At 36.1% G+C, this 20,531-nt stretch carries 18 protein-coding genes; 14 read left to right on the top strand and 4 right to left on the bottom strand.

The genetic code is table 11. From position 1 onward, the window contains the following. Window positions 1-113: 113 nt before the first annotated feature. Entirely contained in the window at window positions 114-833 is a 720-nt protein-coding gene (locus BPMYX0001_RS14350) for a class I SAM-dependent methyltransferase (protein WP_006095518.1), read from the top strand. A 229-nt stretch (window positions 834-1,062) separates the two neighbouring features. Here the strand turns inward: BPMYX0001_RS14350 and BPMYX0001_RS14355 are convergent, their stop codons facing one another. Continuing rightward, a complete protein-coding gene (locus tag BPMYX0001_RS14355) occupies window positions 1,063-1,437 on the bottom strand; it encodes a hypothetical protein (RefSeq protein WP_006095519.1) in 375 nt (124 codons plus the stop codon). A 137-nt stretch (window positions 1,438-1,574) separates the two neighbouring features. On the opposite strand from BPMYX0001_RS14355, the gene BPMYX0001_RS14360 reads away from it, so the two are divergent. The 5 genes from BPMYX0001_RS14360 (at window position 1,575) to BPMYX0001_RS14375 (ending at window position 8,135) form a co-directional block, all read left to right on the top strand. Beyond that, the gene (locus BPMYX0001_RS14360; protein ID WP_029427152.1) at window positions 1,575-1,910 is read left to right on the top strand and encodes a hypothetical protein; all 336 of its coding nucleotides are present in this window, start codon (window positions 1,575-1,577) and stop codon (window positions 1,908-1,910) included. Window positions 1,911-1,941: 31 nt separating this feature from the next. Next, window positions 1,942-2,127, top strand: coding sequence for a P1 family peptidase (locus BPMYX0001_RS32690; RefSeq protein WP_123767148.1), 186 nt, complete (start codon window positions 1,942-1,944; stop codon window positions 2,125-2,127). Between the two features lie 317 nt (window positions 2,128-2,444). Then, on the top strand, window positions 2,445-4,544 hold the full coding sequence (locus BPMYX0001_RS14365; RefSeq protein ID WP_033799018.1) for a vWA domain-containing protein: 2,100 nt from the start codon (window positions 2,445-2,447) through the stop codon (window positions 4,542-4,544). A 29-nt stretch (window positions 4,545-4,573) separates the two neighbouring features. After that, on the top strand, window positions 4,574-7,936 hold the full coding sequence (locus BPMYX0001_RS14370; RefSeq protein ID WP_006095523.1) for a tubulin-like doman-containing protein: 3,363 nt from the start codon (window positions 4,574-4,576) through the stop codon (window positions 7,934-7,936). 58 nt (window positions 7,937-7,994) lie between these two features. Continuing rightward, window positions 7,995-8,135: a hypothetical protein gene (locus BPMYX0001_RS14375; RefSeq protein WP_003199007.1), complete on the top strand. Its 141-nt coding sequence runs from the start codon at window positions 7,995-7,997 to the stop codon at window positions 8,133-8,135. Between the two features lie 34 nt (window positions 8,136-8,169). On the opposite strand, the gene brnQ is transcribed toward BPMYX0001_RS14375, so the two are convergent. Beyond that, window positions 8,170-9,516 carry a branched-chain amino acid transport system II carrier protein gene (brnQ, locus tag BPMYX0001_RS14380; RefSeq protein WP_006095524.1) on the bottom strand — a complete coding sequence of 449 codons (1,347 nt, stop codon included), beginning with the start codon at window positions 9,514-9,516 and terminating at the stop codon, window positions 8,170-8,172. Between the two features lie 661 nt (window positions 9,517-10,177). Between brnQ and BPMYX0001_RS14385 the strand changes: the two genes are divergently transcribed. From BPMYX0001_RS14385 to BPMYX0001_RS14405, 5 genes are all read left to right on the top strand, one after another. Beyond that, the gene (locus BPMYX0001_RS14385; RefSeq protein ID WP_006095525.1) at window positions 10,178-11,560 is read left to right on the top strand and encodes an APC family permease; all 1,383 of its coding nucleotides are present in this window, start codon (window positions 10,178-10,180) and stop codon (window positions 11,558-11,560) included. Between the two features lie 225 nt (window positions 11,561-11,785). Beyond that, on the top strand, window positions 11,786-12,040 hold the full coding sequence (locus tag BPMYX0001_RS14390) for a DUF1294 domain-containing protein (RefSeq protein ID WP_033799019.1): 255 nt from the start codon (window positions 11,786-11,788) through the stop codon (window positions 12,038-12,040). A 224-nt stretch (window positions 12,041-12,264) separates the two neighbouring features. Further along, window positions 12,265-13,206, top strand: a complete 942-nt coding sequence (gene rarD, locus BPMYX0001_RS14395) for an EamA family transporter RarD (RefSeq protein WP_006095526.1) — start codon at window positions 12,265-12,267, stop codon at window positions 13,204-13,206. A gap of 77 nt (window positions 13,207-13,283) precedes the next feature. Further along, window positions 13,284-13,709 (top strand): divergent PAP2 family protein, encoded by a 426-nt coding sequence (locus tag BPMYX0001_RS14400; protein WP_006095527.1) that lies wholly within the window; start codon window positions 13,284-13,286, stop codon window positions 13,707-13,709. 156 nt (window positions 13,710-13,865) lie between these two features. Further along, the gene (locus tag BPMYX0001_RS14405; RefSeq protein ID WP_006095528.1) at window positions 13,866-15,725 is read left to right on the top strand and encodes a terpene cyclase/mutase family protein; all 1,860 of its coding nucleotides are present in this window, start codon (window positions 13,866-13,868) and stop codon (window positions 15,723-15,725) included. 83 nt (window positions 15,726-15,808) lie between these two features. On the opposite strand, the gene BPMYX0001_RS14410 is transcribed toward BPMYX0001_RS14405, so the two are convergent. After that, window positions 15,809-15,958 carry a YfhD family protein gene (locus BPMYX0001_RS14410; protein WP_003198992.1) on the bottom strand — a complete coding sequence of 50 codons (150 nt, stop codon included), beginning with the start codon at window positions 15,956-15,958 and terminating at the stop codon, window positions 15,809-15,811. Between the two features lie 132 nt (window positions 15,959-16,090). Between BPMYX0001_RS14410 and fabG the strand changes: the two genes are divergently transcribed. Beyond that, window positions 16,091-16,831 (top strand): 3-oxoacyl-ACP reductase FabG, encoded by a 741-nt coding sequence (fabG, locus tag BPMYX0001_RS14415; RefSeq protein ID WP_003198990.1) that lies wholly within the window; start codon window positions 16,091-16,093, stop codon window positions 16,829-16,831. Window positions 16,832-16,940: 109 nt separating this feature from the next. Here fabG and BPMYX0001_RS14420 read toward each other — a convergent pair whose 3' ends face one another. Next, entirely contained in the window at window positions 16,941-18,425 is a 1,485-nt protein-coding gene (locus tag BPMYX0001_RS14420) for an aldehyde dehydrogenase family protein (protein WP_003198988.1), read from the bottom strand. 274 nt (window positions 18,426-18,699) lie between these two features. Between BPMYX0001_RS14420 and BPMYX0001_RS14425 the strand changes: the two genes are divergently transcribed. Further along, the gene (locus tag BPMYX0001_RS14425) at window positions 18,700-18,978 is read left to right on the top strand and encodes a YhdT family protein (protein ID WP_003198986.1); all 279 of its coding nucleotides are present in this window, start codon (window positions 18,700-18,702) and stop codon (window positions 18,976-18,978) included. A 3-nt stretch (window positions 18,979-18,981) separates the two neighbouring features. Continuing rightward, the gene (gene panF, locus BPMYX0001_RS14430; RefSeq protein ID WP_018781507.1) at window positions 18,982-20,418 is read left to right on the top strand and encodes a sodium/pantothenate symporter; all 1,437 of its coding nucleotides are present in this window, start codon (window positions 18,982-18,984) and stop codon (window positions 20,416-20,418) included. Window positions 20,419-20,531 lie beyond the last annotated feature (113 nt).

Raw genomic sequence — 20,531 nt, forward strand, 5'->3', positions numbered from 1 at the left:
AATNCTTTTTTTATGAGTAATGTGGGAGCTACTTTGAGAAAATAGTACGTTATTTTTGCACAGTACATTACGTTTATGCATATAGGTATTCTAGAAAAAAGAAGGAGAATCTTATGAAACGGAATGTATACATTGACTTTTTAGCTTATTACGGAATTGGAAGCGCACATCCTGGTGGTTTTACATTAACGAAACAGTTATTGGCACAGTTGCCATTATACCGTGAAGCAAATGTGCTTGAAATAGGATGCGGAACAGGGCGTACAGCAGCTTATATGAAAAAACAATATGGTTATAACGTCACAGCAGTTGAAAATAATGAAATTATGATTCGAAAAGCAAAAAATAGATGGACACAAGAACAATTATCGATTGAACTGATTAAAGGAACTGCTGAACAGTTGCCGTTTTTAAATGAGAAGTTTGATCTTGTATTAGGTGAATCTGTACTTGCTTTTACAAACAAAGAACAGGTGATTCCTGAATGTTATCGTGTCTTGCAAAAGAACGGGAAACTTGTTGTCATTGAAATGATAATTGAGAAGCACTTAACAAAAGAAGAAGAGGAGAAAATACTGCAATTTTACGGAATAAAGGAGTTACACACAGAAAAGGAATGGATTGATTTATTTCAAACGACAAACTTCAAAAGGATAACGATTGTAGGTGGAGGAACGATTGCCGAAACGATTGCAGGACAAATGGAACAGCCAGAATGGAACCTGTCAAATTTTATTCCGGCTGAATTGTACGATGCATGGGTGCAGCACGAGCAAGTATTGCAAATGTATCAACATATTTTAGGGCATCGTGTATTTATTTGTGAAAAATAAAAAGCAGATTAAAAAATCTGCTTCATTTATCCTACTATTTGTGGGCAGTAATATTCTCACCTCAAAATTTAGCAAAAGAACAGAAGTTAGGTGAGAGATAACCTACCCGTAAAGGCCCGATTGAGGATGGGTGATTAAAGTTTCACTTTATTCGCGTATGATATGATAACTGTATTTCATTATTTTTGAAAAGGAGTTGACTAAAAAATATAGTCGGCTTCTTTGTATATTAGATGAAAAATAATGCAGCTAAAGCAATACCAAAAATAAATCCGAAAGCTAATTCAACGGCACCACTTCCGCAAAATCCTCCTCCACAGCCTCCATCAAAACCAAAGCCTCCATCAAAACCAAAGCCTCCATCAAAACCAAAGCCGCAATGGTTACATTGACCTAAACCACCACAAAAATCACAGCCACCACCTGCATATGCATCATTGTAACCAAATCCTGTATCAAAAGAGGATCTATAGGGTTCAATCCAAACAGAATCATTTGTCACATCAACAATCTTACCGATATGAACATAACCATCTACATCTTCAATACGTACAACTTTACCAAAATAACGATGACAAGTATTGTAACATTTTTGACAATGCATGTTCTTGCCTCCTTCCATATACAGTAATACGATATGTTATCGGGACAAGTGCGGCTTGTACGATTGACCTAAGTTTCATAATTGTTACGAGAAAGGGGGAATATATGGTGAAAGTGTATGAAAAAGGAGTGGGAAATATGGAATCTAAAGATCAATTCCAAACATATGAAGTTCCTTGGAATGAATTTACGAATGCCCTTCGTAGTGAAATGGAAAAACAAGTAGGAGCAGATATCATTGACCAGGTTGTTTGTGATTTAAAGGATGGGTTTGAAGTGTATACATATATACAAGGAGATTTGGATTTTGAATATAAAGAAGAACTTGAACGAAAATTTGGGAGTGATGGAAAAATTCCTAATTTATTAACTGTTATGTTATTAGCGAGTATTTATCATACAAGTGAAGAGAATATTCGTCTGCATGCGGATCGTAAAGACAATCCTATTGTTGAAGTATATGTGAAACAATAAAACACGCTGTTATAGGCGTGTTTTTATTTGTATGGAAAAATGTAAGGAAATTCACACTTTAAGGAGAGGGGATATTGTGGTTGCTTTTTCAACAGCGCATCGTATTCCTCATACCATTGCTACAGAAACTTTACAATATTCTTTTTTACGTGAAGATGGTAAGGAAGTTTCATATCTGTTTACGATGACTGTAGAAGTGATAGAAGAGGCTATTTAGAAAGCTTTATGCATAGCAAAAATGACAAGTGGAAGTAGGGAATATTTAAAAAAACACCGTATTTAAAGGTGGAAAGTTATTTTTAATAGAAGAGAAAATCAAACTTTTTTATAGGGATTTTTTGTATGAAGAGTCTGTTTTGATTAATTCTCTTTCAAAACAAGATCGTTACTGAAAAGGAGGTTATCATTCCAGTAGTTTAGTTTACATAATGACATTGTAATAATCTACATATCCCAAAATACAAGTCATATATCTTGTTTCTTTTCATAAATTTAAACATAGGAATTTGTCTACAAAGGTGGCGAAGCCTCATCATGAAGATTCGAATTTGTGCCACATTCATCTTTTTTCTATTATTGTGTTTGAATCCTTTTTCAACTTTTGCAAAAGGAGAGGAGGCAAAAGAAAGGGTCGTTTCACTTGTATATGATGATTCTGGCAGCATGAGAAATAACGATCGCTGGAAATATGCCAACTATGCTTTGCAAAGTTTAGTTGCATTATTAGATGAAAGAGATAGATTTTCATATGTTCCAATGAGCCGTCCTACTGAAGCGTTAAATGTCACGCTAACAAATGAGAAAAGACAAATAGAAATTGATCAAATTGGAGCGTGGAAGAATTATTTAAATACGCCGTTTAACGCAGTAGAGACCGCGATGCAATCTATTAAAAAGGAAGCAGACATAAATGGAAAACGTGAATTTTGGCTTATTGTATTAACTGACGGGGCATTTAACGAATTAGAAAAAGAAAAGAATGGTGGTAAAGAACAAATCACGCAGAAACTGGAACAGTTTAAAAAAGAAATGGAAGCGAAAAAAATATCATTGCATCCGGTTTTAATAACAATGGAAGAAAACTTAGGACAGCAAGAGCAACAACAGATGAATACGTTTAAAGAAATTTGGAAGCAAGAGATAAATGGTATCGTCATGCCAACGAGTGGAGAAGATGGAGTTATTCAAAGTGTAAATCAAGCTGCAGCCTTGGTTGCGAATCGAGATCCATTTTCTTCTGTTGAATCTGTCGTGAAAACGACTATATCGGGTAACAAATTAGAGATTACTACACCGTTCCCATTAAAACGAATGACACTGGTACAACAATCTTCTACTGCATCGCAATATCGGATAGAACGATTTTCTAAACCGTTAGCAGTACAATCTTCCTTTTCAATTCACGCACCAGGAGAATCAAAATTATATGGTGGTATTACCCATATCGGCGCTACGAATCATGAAATAATTAAATCAGGGACATACACGTTAGAAATTGATAGTGGTATTGTGAAAGAAGGATTGAAAGTACTTGTTGAACCAGCGCTTGACTATACCGTTTCTACTTATGATAAAGAGGATAAAGCGAAAAAAAACGTTGAGAAAATGTATGAGGGAACGAAAGCAGTGATTGAAGCGAAACCGACGGATTTACCAATACAATCTTCTTATTTCCAAGCAGAAGTAGAACTAGATGGAAAGCTGTATCCGATGAAATGGGATGATAAAGCACATGTGTTTTACTATGAATTACAAATTAAAAACCAATTTGTACGTGGGAAAGTTCATATGAATATAAAAGGGTTTTACAGGCAAACGAGAGAATTTCGAATTGATCCGATACCAAAGGCAAAATTATCTTTGCAAGTCATTACGAAAGATTATGAAGAAAAGGTGACGAATTTAGACAAGAGTAAACCATTTGTCCTGCAGCCATTACTGAATGGTGAACCAATGACAGAAGTGGAGGTAAAAAAGCTACTGCAATCTACTGATGTCACATCGCATCAATCGATTAACTACGAATTGCGGCAACATGACAATCAAATTTATGTGTATCCTCGTCCTTACTACTCCGATACATTCAATTTTACAGATACCGGCACCATAGAAGCTACCATCACTATAAACGATTCAAAGTTACAAGAAGTGAAGAAAACGATTTCGTTTCATATTCAAAATGCACCATTTTGGGAACGGTATGCGCTAATTTTTCAATTTGTAATCCCGGTTGCGTTACTGCTTTTGCTTGTTGCGATTCTTATTTTAGGGTGGATTGTCCGGCCAAGGTTTCATCGTAAAGCAATGTTATATTACGAATGGGATCAAGAAGTAGCAAAAGATTGGCTCTATCAATCTGAACCAGAATTATTAAGAAACAAGTGGTGGAAACATTATTTTGGTATTCCATTTCGAGCAGAACGAAAGACGGTACAATCAGTAACTTTTATAGCAAAAAAAGGTTCGAAGTCTATATTTGTAGCAAAGGAATCACAAGTGATTGGTATGATTATTGACGGTATGTTTATAACAGAGGAAGAGGTCGGAAATGAGCATAAGACATTATATCCGAACGAGATTTTACTAATTGATCGTGGGTATGGAAAAGAAATTTATCGATATGAATGTGAATAATAGGAAGTTCAAATAGGAAGGTGGTTCACATGACATTACAAGTTCCAACAATTTTAATTGGCTTAGGTGGAATCGGGAGTACCGTTACACACCAAATATATGAGAAATTGCCAGAGGAACGACGTAAAAAGGTAGCGATGCATGTCTTTGATACAGATGTGAATACATTAAGTAAATTTGAGCATATTCGTAAGTTCAAGACACAAACGAGCTCTAGTAAAACGCCGCGAGAATATATTGCAGGGGATCCAACGATTCCGGAATGGTTTCCAATGGACCCCACTATTCTAGATAAGCCGTTAACTGAAGGAGCTGGTCAACTGCGTGTGATTTCACGCTTAGCTCTTCGGGCAGCGATGAAAGAAGATAAATTGACTGCTTTTTGGCAAGAAATAGAAAAGATTTTTCCTGTCACAAGTGATCAAACAGAGTATGGTGTTCGAGTTATTATCGTTACATCGTTAGCTGGTGGTACCGGTTCGGGTATGTTCTTACAAATTGCGTTGTACCTACGTGAAATGCTTCGGAAAAAACTGCAGCATCATAACATTTTAATACGCGGTGCGTTTTTAATGCCGGATGCACTTGTTAAGACACGTACCATTAGTGCGAAAGAATTTGAAACTGTTCAGGCAAATGGTTATGCGTCATTAAAAGAACTTCATGCGATTACACTTGGCTCAACGGGTGAATTATCAAAGCGGGGCGGTGTAACAATTGAACTAGAGTATCGTCCAGATCAAGTGGATGAAGACGGAAGAACGAATCATACAATTAAAGAGCATCATTTACCATATAATTATTGTTTCTTATATGATTATGAAAATTTACACGGTCATCATTTACACAATCTGTCAGATTACATGGAACAAATGACAAACACGATTTATTTACAGCTATTTAGTCCGATGTCCACAAGTCATTTTGCACAAGAAGATAATCAGATTCAGCAATTGGCAGAATCGAATGGAAAAGCACGTTATTGTGGTGCTGGAACTGCAAAGCTTATTTATCCATATGAGCATGTGCTAAAATACTGTGCCTTGAAATGGGCTGTGCAAGGATTAGATGAATCCTGGCTACATTTAGATCAATTGTTTCAAGAGAAAAAACAGCGGTATGAACAAGATGTTCGTCGTGGTATGCAGCGTGAGAAGCCAGAGCGGGGAAAGAGTTATTTAGAAGATTTAGAGCATCTTGCCACTCGCCCAGAGCAAGCACATATTTTCTATAGACAAATGTACAATGAAACACGCGAAGGTGCAGAAGGTGGTAAGGTAGGCGTTGCGAAATCCAAGTTATTTTTAGAAGCGGTTGAAAGTTATGTACAGCGTACTGTACAAAAAGATGAAGAATTAAATAGGTTGCAGCATGAGTGTAAAATATCTGCCGCAAAGCTTAAAATGATGGAGCAAATGAAGGGTGAAGTGGCGAGAGTTGATCATGCTGTTAGGTTGTATGCCTATGCGATACCAAGCCGTGTGCATGAGCACGTGACGACACTTTTATATGACATGATAGAATCAGATCGATATACACCGAGTGGATCAGAGGGACAGTCATACCAACTAAATACATGGTTTTTAAAGAAAACAGAAGCTGTTCATCCAGTGGCTGCTCGTTTTATGCTATATGAAATTCGGAAACAATTAGTAGAGAAAATGAATCGTTTACATGAGAATAATGAACAGAAGCGTAATTTAATTCAAAACTATGATAAGAAATTTAATGTAAGCAATATTGATGGTACAGTTACAGCAGTGCGACGTGTTGAGCTGGCGCAACAACAAGGCTGGTTTGGAAAAATGTTCTATAATCAACAGCGTACGTTCCGAAAAGAATTTGAAGATATAGTCACGCAATATGTGCATAAGTTGAATGAATATCGTAAAGAAATGTTACTGGAACTCGTTTATCAATCGCTATATCAGGCAGTAAATAAAATGATCCAACATTGGGAAAGATTCTTTGATAATTTACAAGAAACACGTGAAAATTTGCTGTTTGAAATTCAAAAACGCAGCAAAGAATTTGAAGGGAAAACAAATCCGACGAATGTATATGTGTTAGCAGATGAAAAACTACAAGAAAAAATATGGAAAGATATGCAGCAACATTTAAACTTAGGTGTGCTTCCAAAGGATATATCAGCAGAGATGTATATGAGCTTGTATGCGGAATATTGCCGCGATGCACAAGCAGAGGAAAGTCAATCGAAGAAAGTAGAGGATTTTTATCGAGAGCATATTTTAACATATTGTTATAACGAGCTCCAAGTCCGATATCGTGACAAATTAGAACTCAATATTATTGAAGCATTGCGAAAAGAAGCTGATTTTAAAAAGCGTGATCGTAATGAATATGTGAGAGAAAAAATTGAAGATCTCTTCCATCTAGCAAGCCCATTTATCCCGAAGGTAGCCCATCATCGAGAGTTACAATATTGGGGTATACATCCATCACTAAAACAGGAACTACAGGAAGAACTATTGCAAGAAATGTTTCAAGAAAAAGATACAGTGAATGAAGCATTTTCACCATTTGAAGTAATTTGTTACCGAGCTCATTATGGATTATCATTACAAGATTTTCCTAAGCTTTCATCTGGACATCTTGCAAATGGTTTTATGAATGATAAAGGAGATTATTTTCAGTCTTATTATCGCCGTGTAAATAAATTAAATATCAAAAAATCGAATTTGACACCGCATTTAGATAAATATTGGCACTTACCAGCTTTTATGCCGGACTTAAATGCAACCCAGACGAAGTTAGATTATGATAAATGTAATCGTGCTCTTCTTTATGCATATATGTACCGGTGGATTAGTCTTGTCGCTGTCGATGGTCAGTTTGTCTATCAATATAACGGTGTAGGACGCAGCTTTTTAATTCAGTCCATGGGGAAAAATATTTCAAGTGAAAGTTATAAGTTACATCGGGCATTGCTTCATAATCCGTTTATTTATGAAAATATTCTGTCCCGTTTTGAAGAAGAACAGGAAAAAGCAATGCTTCAAGGTGGACATTTGTATACACAGGCCTTTGTATTAGGGGCTCAAGATGTAAGATGGCTTAGAAAAGAGCACGTTCATAATATTTTAGACATTATTTTAATGTACGACCGGGAGGCAAAATACGATCCAACGTTAGAAGAAACATCAGATGAATTATTGCGATTACTTCTTGATGAAATCGAGTTGTATTTCCAAAATTATTATGGAACAGGTGCAGATATGGTTGCAAAGAAAGAGAAAGAAATGTTTGTAAAACAACTATGGGACCGTTCGTATGCGAAAGGGTATGTTGATCCAAATAGTGCGCCTTATAAAAAATGGCAGCACTTATTACATGTTCAAGATGAAGAACAAGATACAAAAACGAATGTGTAGGGGAAAGATAGGGAACCCTTAAGTATGGAAATACTATTTATGAAAAGAGGGGTTCCAGGTGCCATTTTTAGGAAGTGTGTATCAAATATTTGGATTATATCCGGAGATTTATCATGCGATGATTTCTGTGGAAATGCAGGAAGAAGAATTACGTAATGAGCATGTGGAAAAGAGAAATGAAATAGAAATGGAAGATTAAGAAAAAACCATGCAGATTTTTATCTGCATGGTTTTTAATGATTCGTTTTCGGAGTACCAGTAATGAATTTCATTCGGAATACAAAAATAAAGTAACCAATACACCCTCCAATAAATGCAGGACAGATCCAGCCTAAACCTGCATCGTATAAAGGAAGAATTTTAGAAAAAGTAACATTGATTGCTTGAATAGGTATATTTGCTGCATTTAGTCCATCAAACAAACTAACGACAAAAGTTAGGAGTAAGCTCCATTGATATACCTCTGTTCTACCTTTAAATATAGGGTGTAGAAATGTTAAAACAATTAGCATAATTGCTAGTGGATATATCGCTGTAAGTACTGGAACAGAAACCGCAATTAATTCTGTCAAACCAAGATTTGCAATCAATGCGCTAAAAATAGAAAGCATAACAGCAAATGTTTTATAAGATATTTTCGGGAATACTTTATGGAAGTATGAAGAGCATGCTGTTACAAGTCCAACGCTTGTTGTTAAACATGCAACAGTAATCATTAAGCCTAACAATAAGTTTCCTAAAGAACTAAAATAATAATTAGCTACTTTAGCTAATACTTCTCCTCCATTTGTTAAGTGCCCTAGTTTAGATACGCTAGCGGCTCCCATATAAGAAAGGGAAGTATAGACAATTGTTAATACAATTGCTGCAATACCAGCAGCCTTTGCACAAACGCTCACTATTTCTTTTTTATCATAAGTACCCTTCTCTTTTATAGCATTGATAATAATAATACCGAATACAAAAGATGCAAGTGTATCCATTGTTAAGTAGCCTTCTTGGAAACCTTTAAAAAAAGAATTGTTCACGAATTCTTTTGTAGGTGCCTGAATAGGGCCGATTGGTTGGACAAACGCTGCAACTACTAAAATCCCGATGAATGTAAGTTTGATAGGTGTTAAAAGTTTCCCAACAACATCTACAATTTTCGTTGGATTAAATGAGAACCAACATGTAATACTAAAGAAAATGATTGTGAAAATAAGTAATGCAACCGTTTCTGTTCCGTCAGATAAAAATGGTTTTACACCTATTTCAAAAGAAACACTTCCAGCTCTAGGGAGTGCAAATAACGGACCAATTGCTAAATAAAGAATAAATGTGTACACAGCACTGAACCAAGGATGAACACGATTCGCTAATGTTTGTAAATCATCACTATCAGAAATGCCAAATGCTAGAACGCCTAGTAAAGGAAGACCTACTCCTGTAATTAAAAATCCAGCAGTAGCAATCCACACATTATGCCCAGCTGCTTGTCCTAACATAGCTGGGAAAATTAAATTTCCAGCACCAAAAAACAGTGCAAATAACATAAGGCCGATTACAAGGATACGAGAAAAGGGTACTTTATTTGCCAACTTAAAACCTCCATTGAAATAATTCTTTAAAATACCATAATGCCACATAGAAAATTCTGAATTTTAAAATTGTTATATTCACAACGTTTTTTATTATACTCATATGAAATTTATATAGCAACCAAAAAAAAATTTTTTGAATTAATAATAAAAAGTAAATTTATGATATGAAATTTATATCATGCAAATAATAGAGTTAAGATACAATCAAGTGACTATGGTTTTTATTTCACAAAAATAATTTCAATTATGAAATAGTTGAGCGTACATGTGTCTTGTAGGGGATAATGAATAAAACATTAATATTAGAAAAATGAATCAAGGGATATTCCTGGTAATAATTGAAATTTAATAATTTGGATTTGTAAAACAACACTCTTTATTACATAATTATCCATTCTAGAGTGATTGATCTTATTATTGACAATTGAATTAATTATATGATAAATTCAATTCTGTTTCTTAGTGATGCATCATTTGAAAGAATATCGTATAGATAATTTCAAATGTGCATTTCGAAAAATTCTGTTTTTTCGAAATGCAAAGTTTAGAAATAAGTAAAAATTATAGCTATTGAAAAATAATAATTATAAAAACTTTAAAAAGGAAAAGAAGAAGTTGTACTTAGTAAGGGATTATATTGAAAACGAGGTTTCTATTAATGAGTCTACTAATTAAAAAGGAAATGAATGAAGAAAAGAAAAGGGTATTGAACCAAACGTTAGGAGCATTTGATTTAACTCTTTTAGGAATCGGGGCAATTATTGGAACTGGTATTTTTGTATTAACAGGTATTGTGGCAGCGAAACATGCTGGCCCGGCAATTGTTCTATCTTTTGTATTGGCTGCAATTGTTTGTGCATGTGTGGCATTTTGTTATGCTGAATTTGCTTCTACTGTTCCAGTATCCGGTAGTGTATATTCTTATACATATATTACATTAGGAGAAATTTTTGCTTTTATAGTTGGTTGGTGTGTCATGTTAGAGTATTTATTAGCGACCTCTGCGGTAGCAGCTGGGTGGTCCGCTTATTTTCAATCATTACTTCTAGGATTTCATATTAAAATTCCTACTCTTTTTGCCTCGGCACCGGGCATGGGGAAAGGTGGAATCATTGATTTACCTGCAGTTTTTATTGTTTTAGTTGTTACATTTTTATTAAGTCGTGGTGCGAAAGAAAGTGCGCGTATTAACAATATAATGGTTATTATTAAACTTGCTGTTATTTTAGGATTTATTATTGTAGGTGGACAATATGTGAAACCAGAGAATTGGCAACCATTTCTTCCGTTTGGATTTCACGGTGTTATTGGAGGAGCGGCTACTGTATTTTTTGCCTTTTTAGGTTTTGATGCAGTTGCTACAGCAGCTGAAGAAGTGAAACGCCCACAACGCAATGTTCCAATTGGTCTTCTTGTATCGTTATGTATTTGTACAATTCTTTATATTGGTGTTTCATTTATTTTAACAGGAATGGTACCATTTACTGAATTGAATGTAGCTGATCCAGTTGCATATGCATTGCGTGTTGTAGGAGAGGATAAAATTGCAGGTTTGTTATCAGTAGGAGCCATTGCTGGTTTAACTACAGTTCTTTTGGTAGCCATGTTTGCTTTTGTACGGGTATCTTACTCAATGAGTCGAGATGGATTACTTCCAAAGAAGCTTTCAAGTGTACATAAACGTTTTCAAACACCATTCCTTAATACGTGGATTACAGGAATGCTCGCAGCACTTTTAGCGGGGCTTGTAGATTTGAATTTATTGGCGAATTTAGTGAATGTGGGAACGATAACAGCTTTTATATTTGTATGTATTGCGGTAATTGTACTGCGTAAAACAAACCCAAATATTGAAAGACCATTTCGTGCACCGTTGGTTCCTTTTTTACCGATAATGTCAATAATAAGTTGTATGTATTTAGCTTTAAATCTTTCTAAAGTAACTTTAATCAGTTTTATGGTTTGGGTTATGATAGGTATTTTGGTTTATTTTGTGTATGCTAAAAAGCATAGTAATGTAAGAAAAAGAAATGGCGCATAAAGTGTAATAACCATCCCCTAAGGTGGGGTGTTAGCCCTCATCAATTTAGCTTTACTGCTTGCGAATAGCGGATAAATAATTGAAATAACAGCTGTAGGCTGAAAAGATAGCTTGTTTACAAGTAATTCTTTACTGTCTACAGCGATTTTTATTTGTATATAAATAAAAACCCCATTATTGTAGAAAAAATTAAATTAAAAAAAGAAAGTGATGTGAGAATTAATAATGTTCGTAAAATGTATGTATATATTGTGTATTAGTGTCGTTGCTTTTTCGATGATGGGACTTGATAAACGTAAAGCAGTGAAAAAACAATGGCGTACCCCTGAGAGTACATTGTTTTTAATGTCTGCAGCAGGAGGAGCAATCGGAACGTGGATTGGAATGTATGTTTTTCACCATAAAACTCATAAAAATAAATTTAAAATTGGTATACCGCTTCTTGTTGCTATAACTTCATATGTTTTATGGGTAATTTAGGTTTACTTGGTTAGTTAGAGTTCGTGCAACAAATTAGGTTTCTATGAGGAGTCTAAAAGGAATTTAGCTGTTTTCTGCTAGGTTCTGAAGTATGTCATATTAAAAATAAGTAAGTTTTTTGAAAAAGGAATTTCATTGTCGAAAAAGATAGGGAGAGAATATTTGTAAAGGTTTAAAGATACACCTTATAATGAAGGGAAAAAGAGAAGAGGAGAAAAGGGAAGATGGAGAGTCAAAAAGCACTGCAAAAGCAAGGGGTTTTATACGCAGCTGGTGCTTATATGATGTGGGGAGTTCTTCCGATTTACTGGAAATGGGTGGGGGAAGTTCCTGCAGAAGAGATATTAGCACATCGTATTGTTTGGGCATTTGTTTTTATGTTACTAATTTTGGGAGTATCGAGACGATTGGGGCAATTTCAGAGTGAACTTGTGAGTCTTTTTAAACGACCTAAATTATTAATTTCATTAACGATCGCTTCCGTTTTAATTAGTGGGAATTGGTTTGTGTACATATGGGCTGTGAATCAGAATCATATCATTGAAGCGAGTCTTGGTTATTATATTAATCCTCTTGTAAGTATTTTACTTGGTACAGTTGTTTTGAAAGAAAAACTTAACTTTTGGCAATATGTTGCAGTTGGTTTAGCAGGAATAGGTGTTATTATTTTAGCGTTTCGATACGGTTCAATTCCATGGATTGCTCTTTCACTGGCATTTACATTTGGGTTATATGGGTTAACCAAGAAATTGCTGAATTATGATGCAATGATAGGACTTACGATGGAAACAATGATTGTGACGCCTCTTGCATTCATTTATTTAGTTATGATTGGTGAGCATGGTTTTGGTTCGTTTGGCTCTATTTCGTTTACTTCAACGCTAATTTTAATGGGAGCAGGGACTGTTACTGCATTACCACTTTTTTATTTTGCAAAAGGAGCACAACTTATTCCGCTATATATGATTGGATTTTTACAATATATTTCTCCGACTATTAATCTTATTTTAGGGGTTTTTGTGTTCCATGAGCATTTTACATCGGCTCATATGACAGCATTTTTCTTTATTTGGGTTGCATTATTGATATTTTCGGTGGCAAAAACAAAGTTTTTGCTTCGTAAGCAACCAAAGTTTCTTAAAAATAAATCAGCAAAAGTATCATAAAGCGTAGTATTTTCTACGCTTTTTTCTTTATACTTATAGTATAGAATTTCCATTACTGCAAGTAGGGAGCTGGAAATATGGAAACAATTTTACATAATGATCCGCTTATGGCAGCTGTAATTGCCTGGTTTTTGGCGCAATTAACGAAAGTTATTTTTAAGTTAGTAAAGACAAAAGAGTTCGATTTTGCACAGTTTTTTGCTTCTGGTGGAATGCCAAGCTCTCATTCTTCAACAGTTACAGCGTTAGCAACAGGAGTTGGCATGGTGGAAGGAGTTACGAGTGCAGTGTTTGCTGTAGCAGCCATTTTTGCCATTATTGTCATGTATGATGCTTCAGGGGTAAGGCTTGCAGTAAGTAAACAGGCGAAGATTTTAAATGATTTTTTTCATGGCAGACAAACCGAATATAAAAAGCTGAATGAGCTTGTTGGACACACGCCTTATCAAGTGGTTGTCGGAGCTATTTTAGGAATTGTTGTTGGAATTGGATATTGTTTATGAGCAGAATGTGTATTTACATGTTCTGCTTTTATCATTTTAACCGAGAAGCCCCCCTCCTCTAAACGAAGTGAAGGTGGGGGTAGTTCAATTGTTTTATACATAATTGCGTGCGAAGTGGCATATCGTATACGGATTTAGAAAGGGTAGGTGAAAAGGGTGTTATTATATGAAAAAGTGCGTCAAGAAGTCGAGCGGAAAGTTACTGCACTTCGAACGATGCAATATCAAGATGGGGCTTGGCGTTTTTGTTTTGAAGGTTCTCCATTAACGGATTGTCATATGATTTTTTTACTAAGATTATTAGGACAAAATGGTGAGATGGAGCCATTTGTTACTCGAGTTGCATCTCTTCAAACAAATGAAGGAACCTGGAAGCTATATGAAGATGAATCTGTTGGCAATTTGTCTACTACAATTAATGCATATGTCGCTTTACTTGCTTCTGGAAGGTATACGAAAGAAGATATAAATATGAAGCGTGCAGAAGCGTTTATTCGGAGGCAGGGTGGGATTACAAAGGCTCACTTTATGACGAAGTTTTTATTAGCGCTTCATGGAGGATATGAATATCCTTCTTTATTTCACTTCCCAACACCCATGTTATTTTTACCTGAAGATTCCCCGCTTAGTATATTTGAGCTAAGTAGTTCCGCACGTATTCACCTCATTCCGATGATGATTTGTATGAATAAACGATTTACTGTGTCCAAAACGATTCTTCCTAATTTAGATTATATTTCAGGTGGGAGTAAAAAGCAGTGGTTCCGTGAAGAACGTTCATCATTGTTTCAAAGGCTTCTTGGTGACGTGAAAAAGTTTTTATCTTATCCGTTATCTTTACAACATAAGGGATATAAAGAAGCAGAGCGTTTTATGATTGAGCGGATTGAAACAAATGGAACACTATATAGTTATGCGAGTGCTACATTTTATATGATTTATGCATTGCTTGCACTTGGGCATTCGATTCAGTCACCGCTTATTTCCAATGCAGTATTAGGGTTGAAATCTTATATATGGAATATGAACAAGGGGACACATCTTCAAAATTCACCATCTACAGTGTGGGATACAGCTTTACTAAGTTATTCGTTGCAAGAAGCAGGTGTACCAAATGATAACCAAATGATTCAAAAAGCGACAGATTATTTGTTGCAAAAACAACATAAGGAGAAAAAAGATTGGAGTGTGCATGCTCCATCACTAGACGCTGGAGGTTGGGGCTTTTCTGATGTGAATACAACAATTCCAGATATTGATGATACAACAGCTGCCCTAAGAGCGATAGCACGAAGCCGAGAAGGAAATCAAAGAATAGAAGAAGCTTGGAGAAAAGGCATTGAATGGGTCAAAGGGTTACAAAATATTGATGGAGGCTGGGCAGCTTTTGAAAGAGGTGTAACGAGTCATTTTCTGACTCATTTACCACTTGATAACGCAGGAGACATGACTACGGACCCATCTACGTCAGATATTACAGGTAGGGTGTTGGAGTTTTTTGGAACATATGCTCCGCACCAGCTAAAAGATGACCAAAAGGATCGAGCAATTAAATGGTTAATGCAAGCACAGGAGAAGAATGGATCATGGTATGGAAAATGGGGAGTGTGTTACATATACGGTACTTGGGCAGCCCTCACAGGTTTACGTGCTGTAGGAGTTCCATCTAATCATACAGCTTTACAAAAAGCAGCTACATGGTTAGAGCGTATTCAACATAACGATGGAGGTTGGGGAGAGTCTTGCAGGAGTAGCATAGAAAAGCATTTTATTTCGTTACCGTTTAGTACACCATCACAAACGGCATGGGCACTCGATGCACTTATTACTTTTTATGATACGGAAACACCTGTCATTCGAAAAGGGATTTCTTATTTACTTGCACATCTAAATCAGAATCAGGATTATCCTACAGGCATAGGGCTACCAGATGGTTTTTATATTCGCTACCATAGCTACCATCATATATTTCCAATCCTTACTTTTGCGCATTATATCAAAAAATATATGAAATAAACCGAGAAATGATCTCGGTTTATTTCATTTTGTATGGGTAGTAGTAGGTCCCAATTGCAAAAGGATAAGGGCGAGATAGCGCCTTATTTTTGTTTAGACTGGCGTTTTTGACGTGCATCGGCGGCGTCAGCACGTGCATTTGCTTCTAAGTCATCATGATCAGCAAGTTCACGAGAGAACTCTACATCGATGCCATCAGAAGTTTTGCTATACCCTAGGTTCTTTTTGTTCATTCGACACAATCTCCTTGTGTTTATGCTATGTTGCAAGTTTAGTTTGACACAAATAGACTTTTTTATACAAAAAGGATTTGGAAAGCATAAAGCCGAAATATACAGTATAAGTAATAGAAATGGGGGATAGGGATGGATTTTTTACATGGGAAAACAGCTGTTGTAACAGGAGCAGCGCAAGGGATTGGGAAAGAAATTGCTTGTACTTTTGCAAAGTTAGGTGCAAAGGTGTTAATCAGTGATGTAAATGAGAAGAAATTAAAAGAAACAGCAAGAGAATTTTTAGATCAAGGATATGAAGTAAGTTTATACGCATGTGATGTGAGTAATCAAAGTGAAGCGAAATCGTTAGTCGAATACGCAGTTCAAACATTTGGAGAATTACATGTTTTAGTGAATAATGCAGGGATTACAAGAGATGCGATGTTACATAAAATGGAGAAATCAGCTTGGGAGCAAGTAATGCAAGTAAATTTAACAGGTGTGTTTTATTGTATGCAACCGGCACTTCTTTACATGAGGCAGCAACAATTTGGACGTATCATCAATATTTCTTCGATTAGTAGGGAAGGTAATATTGGGCAAGCAAATTATGCTGCAACGAAAGCGGGCGTCATTGGATTAACAAAAACGGCAGCAAAAGAAGTGGGCGGATTTGGTATTACTTGTAATGCCATTTGTCCCGGTTTTATGGATACAGATATGACAAAAACAATACCAGATAAAGTGAAAGAGAAGATGGTTGGTGCAATCCCAGTTGGAAGAATTGGAATGCCACAAGATATCGCGAATGCAGCGGCCTTTTTCGCTTCAGAGTATGCTTCTTATATTACAGGCGAGGTATTAAATGTGAGTGGTGGCTTGCAAGTGTAAGAGATAGTTCCATATTTTCAAATATGTTACGGAATAAAATAATTGGATTTTCTAAAAAATTTGTTACATAATAAGTAGAGCCTGACCAACCTTGGTCAGGCCCTTTCATTTAGTTTAGGTTCACCCAAACACTCTTCACTTCTGTATAGTTATTTAATGCATAAGAACCCATTTCACGGCCAAGGCCAGATTGCTTAAATCCACCAAATGGAGAAGCTGCATCAAATACGTTGTAACAGTTTACCCATACTGTACCAGCACGAACTTTACTTGCAATGTAATGTGCATTCTTTACATTTTCTGTCCATACACCAGCGGCTAAGCCAAATGATGACTTATTTGCACGTTCAATTACTTCGTCAATATCATTAAACGGCAATGCAGAGATGACAGGACCAAAAATTTCTTCTTTTGCAATTGTCATTTCATCATTTACGTCCGCAAATACAGTTGGAGCGACGAAATAACCTTGCTCGTATGGTTTGTTTCCACCAACAAGTACTTCTGCGCCTTCTTCGATCCCTTTTTCAATGTATCCCATAACGCGTTTTTGTTGTTCTTCAGAAACAAGAGGTCCAATTGTAGTTTGTGGATCTAGACCTGCACCTTGTGTTAATTTTTTTGAATATAGAACAAGGTCAGCCATAACATTATCATACATTTTCTTTGGAATAAATAAACGTGACCCTGCACAGCATACTTGACCTTGGTTAAACATAACACCGGAAAGTGCTGCTGGGATTGCTCGAGATAAATCAGCATCTGGTAAAATAATATTCGGTGATTTACCTCCAAGTTCTAATGTAACTCGTTTTAATGTTTCAGATGCTTGTCTCATAATTTGTTTACCAACCGGAGTAGAACCCGTAAATGCAATTTTATCAACGAGAGGATGATTGACAAGAGCTTGTCCAGCTGTCTCGCCAAATCCTGGTACGATGTTGACAACGCCTTTTGGGAATCCAGCCTCTTCAAATAATTCAGCTAAGTATAGAGCGGAAAGAGGTGTTTGTTCTGCTGGCTTCAATACGATTGTACAACCAGTTGCAAGAGCAGCCCCCATTTTCCACATTGCCATAAGGAGTGGGAAGTTCCACGGAATAATTTGCCCAACAACACCAACAGCTTCATGGCGTGTATAGTTAAAATATTCACCAGAGACTGGGATTGTTTGACCGACAATTTTTGTAGCCCAGCCAGCGTAATAACGCATATGTTCAATTGCAAGCGGAATGTCTGCTGCTAATGTTTCGCGAATTGGTTTCCCATTATCCAATGTTTCAAGTTGTGCAAGTTCCTCTTTGTGTTCCTCCATTAAATCTGCAAGTTTATACATAAGACGGCTGCGTTCAGCGCCGCTCATACGCGACCAAGGTCCTTCATCAAATGCAACTCTAGCAGCTACTACAGCTTTATGAATATCTTCGCGACCAGCTTCGGAAACAATCGCAAGTGTTTCGCCAGTTGCTGGGTTAGGAGTTTTAAATGTCTTTCCGGAAGCGCTTTCGACGAACGCCCCATTCACATATAATTTTTTTGTTCCTTGAAGAAACTTTTCTACTTTTTCATGAAGATTTACAGCTAGTTGACTCATTGTACAACCCCCTTGAAAATATAATGTAAACGCAGTACGAGACGGCGTTTATTCCTGTAACAAAGTTGTAAAGAAACTAGATGGAAGACCTCTAATTTTAATCATAAATAATAAAGACTGAAAATTCAAATTTCATTTACATTACAATTGTAAAAATTATGTAATACAGAGTTGGATTCTATATATTTGCAAAAAATCTTTCTAGTTTTTCTTTTCTAGTAGGAAAAACTAGAAAAACAATGTTACAATTATACATCGTGAGAGGAGGGAGAAAATGAAGGATTATCATGATGATCCACGCTTTCGAATTGCCCATAGAGAGGCGTTAATTGGTCTTGGACTTGCTTTTATCAATTTTATAATATGGTATGGATTTGCCTATGGGCTTGGGAGTAAAGATCCAAGTGAATATACATATGTATTAGGTTTTCCGGCATGGTTTTTTTATAGTTGTATAGTCGGTTTTGGTGTAGTAGTTATACTTCTTATTTTAATCGTGCGTTTTGCATTTCAAGATATTTCGCTCGATGAGGAAGAAAAAAGTGAGGAATGATAAATGAATTGGTACGTAATAATCCCAATGATAATTTCTTTTATCGTTGTATTTTTAATTGGTGTATATGCATCCAGACGTGTACAAGCAACTGCTCATAATAAATTTTTACAAGAATATTTTCTTGGAGGACGTGAGCTTGGCGGTCTATTATTAGCTATGACAATGATTGCTACGTACGGTAGTGCGAGTAGTTTTATCGGTGGACCTGGAATTGCATACAATATGGGGCTTGGATGGGTATTATTATCAGCAATCCAGGTTGTAACGGGTTACATTGTCTTGACGGTAATTGGTAAAAAGTTTGCAATCATTGCAAGAAAGATGGAAGCAATTACGCTTATTGATTATTTAAAAGGAAGATATAATCATAAAGCAGTGGTCATTCTTTCAGCAGTATGTATTATTATCTTTTTATTTTCGGCAACAGTTGCTCAGTGGGTTGGAGGCGGAAGGTTAATTGAATCGTTAACAGGTCTTTCGTATACAACGGCTTTATTTCTTTTTACATTCTCTGTACTTGTATACGTTTTAATTGGTGGATTCCGCGCAGTTGCTTTATCTGATACATTGCTCGGCATTATTATGTTAGCAGGTACGACAATTATTTTAATTGCAACAGTGATTGCTGGTGGCGGGATTGAAAAGATTATGCAAGAACTGGTTCGAATTAATCCCAATTTAATTACACCATTTGGTGCAGATGGCAGTTTAACGAAAACGTATGTGACATCATTTTGGATATTAATTGGTGTTGGTGTTGTTGGATTACCGCAAATTAGCGTGCGTGCGATGTCTTATAAAAATTCAAAAGCGATGCATCAAGCTTTAATTATCGGGACAATTGTTGTTGGTACAATTATGATTGGTATGCACTTAACAGGTGTATTTGCACGCGTGGTGCTTCCAGGCGTAACTGTACCAGACAAAGTAATGCCACTTCTTGCGATGGAAGTATTGCCACCTTGGCTTGCTGGAATCTTTTTGGCTGCCCCAATGGCGGCAATTATGTCAACGGTAAACTCACTTTTACTACTGGTGAGTTCATCCATTATTAAAGATATATATGTGAACTATATAAATGAAAATGCGGCGGATACAACAATAAAAAAAGGAAGTCTATGGATTACGGGTATCATTGGTTTACTTGTATATGCCGCAGCTATTAAACCGCCAGATTTCTTAATATGGTTAAACTTATTTTCCTTTGGTGGCTTAGAAGCAGCATTTATTTGGCCTATTGTTTTAGGGCTATATTGGAAGAGAGGGAATGCAGTTGGCGCGCTTGCATCCATTCTGGTTGGTGTGAGTTCTTATATGCTATTTCACCTTTGTTTTCCAAATCCGTTTGGTATACATACAGTTGTGTTTCCGATTTGTTTTGCTTTCATTGCGTATGTAATAGGTAGTATGTTAACTTCAAATAAAGTGAAACTTTAATTAGTGGGAGGCTTCATTTCCTACCTAACTTCTTTGTTTTGGCTGAATTTTGAGGTGGAAGTGTTACTGTCCGCAAATAGCGGGATAAAGTAGCATAAAGATATAGATTTGAA

The sequence above is a fragment of the Bacillus pseudomycoides DSM 12442 genome, from assembly GCF_000161455.1.
GTDB classification, from domain to species: domain Bacteria; phylum Bacillota; class Bacilli; order Bacillales; family Bacillaceae_G; genus Bacillus_A; species Bacillus_A pseudomycoides.

What these genes read in the sequence shown, in the direction of transcription:
- BPMYX0001_RS14350 (WP_006095518.1), top strand. Translation starts at nt 114, where the DNA reads ATGAAACGGAATGTATACATTGACTTTTTAGCTTATTACGGAATTGGA.
- BPMYX0001_RS14355 (WP_006095519.1), bottom strand. Translation starts at nt 1,437, where the DNA reads ATGCATTGTCAAAAATGTTACAATACTTGTCATCGTTATTTTGGTAAA.
- BPMYX0001_RS14360 (WP_029427152.1), top strand. Translation starts at nt 1,575, where the DNA reads ATGGAATCTAAAGATCAATTCCAAACATATGAAGTTCCTTGGAATGAA.
- BPMYX0001_RS32690 (WP_123767148.1), top strand. Translation starts at nt 1,942, where the DNA reads ATGGAAAAATGTAAGGAAATTCACACTTTAAGGAGAGGGGATATTGTG.
- BPMYX0001_RS14365 (WP_033799018.1), top strand. Translation starts at nt 2,445, where the DNA reads ATGAAGATTCGAATTTGTGCCACATTCATCTTTTTTCTATTATTGTGT.
- BPMYX0001_RS14370 (WP_006095523.1), top strand. Translation starts at nt 4,574, where the DNA reads ATGACATTACAAGTTCCAACAATTTTAATTGGCTTAGGTGGAATCGGG.
- BPMYX0001_RS14385 (WP_006095525.1), top strand. Translation starts at nt 10,178, where the DNA reads ATGAGTCTACTAATTAAAAAGGAAATGAATGAAGAAAAGAAAAGGGTA.
- BPMYX0001_RS14390 (WP_033799019.1), top strand. Translation starts at nt 11,786, where the DNA reads ATGTTCGTAAAATGTATGTATATATTGTGTATTAGTGTCGTTGCTTTT.
- rarD (WP_006095526.1), top strand. Translation starts at nt 12,265, where the DNA reads ATGGAGAGTCAAAAAGCACTGCAAAAGCAAGGGGTTTTATACGCAGCT.
- BPMYX0001_RS14400 (WP_006095527.1), top strand. Translation starts at nt 13,284, where the DNA reads ATGGAAACAATTTTACATAATGATCCGCTTATGGCAGCTGTAATTGCC.
- BPMYX0001_RS14410 (WP_003198992.1), bottom strand. Translation starts at nt 15,958, where the DNA reads ATGAACAAAAAGAACCTAGGGTATAGCAAAACTTCTGATGGCATCGAT.
- fabG (WP_003198990.1), top strand. Translation starts at nt 16,091, where the DNA reads ATGGATTTTTTACATGGGAAAACAGCTGTTGTAACAGGAGCAGCGCAA.
- BPMYX0001_RS14420 (WP_003198988.1), bottom strand. Translation starts at nt 18,425, where the DNA reads ATGAGTCAACTAGCTGTAAATCTTCATGAAAAAGTAGAAAAGTTTCTT.
- BPMYX0001_RS14425 (WP_003198986.1), top strand. Translation starts at nt 18,700, where the DNA reads ATGAAGGATTATCATGATGATCCACGCTTTCGAATTGCCCATAGAGAG.
- panF (WP_018781507.1), top strand. Translation starts at nt 18,982, where the DNA reads ATGAATTGGTACGTAATAATCCCAATGATAATTTCTTTTATCGTTGTA.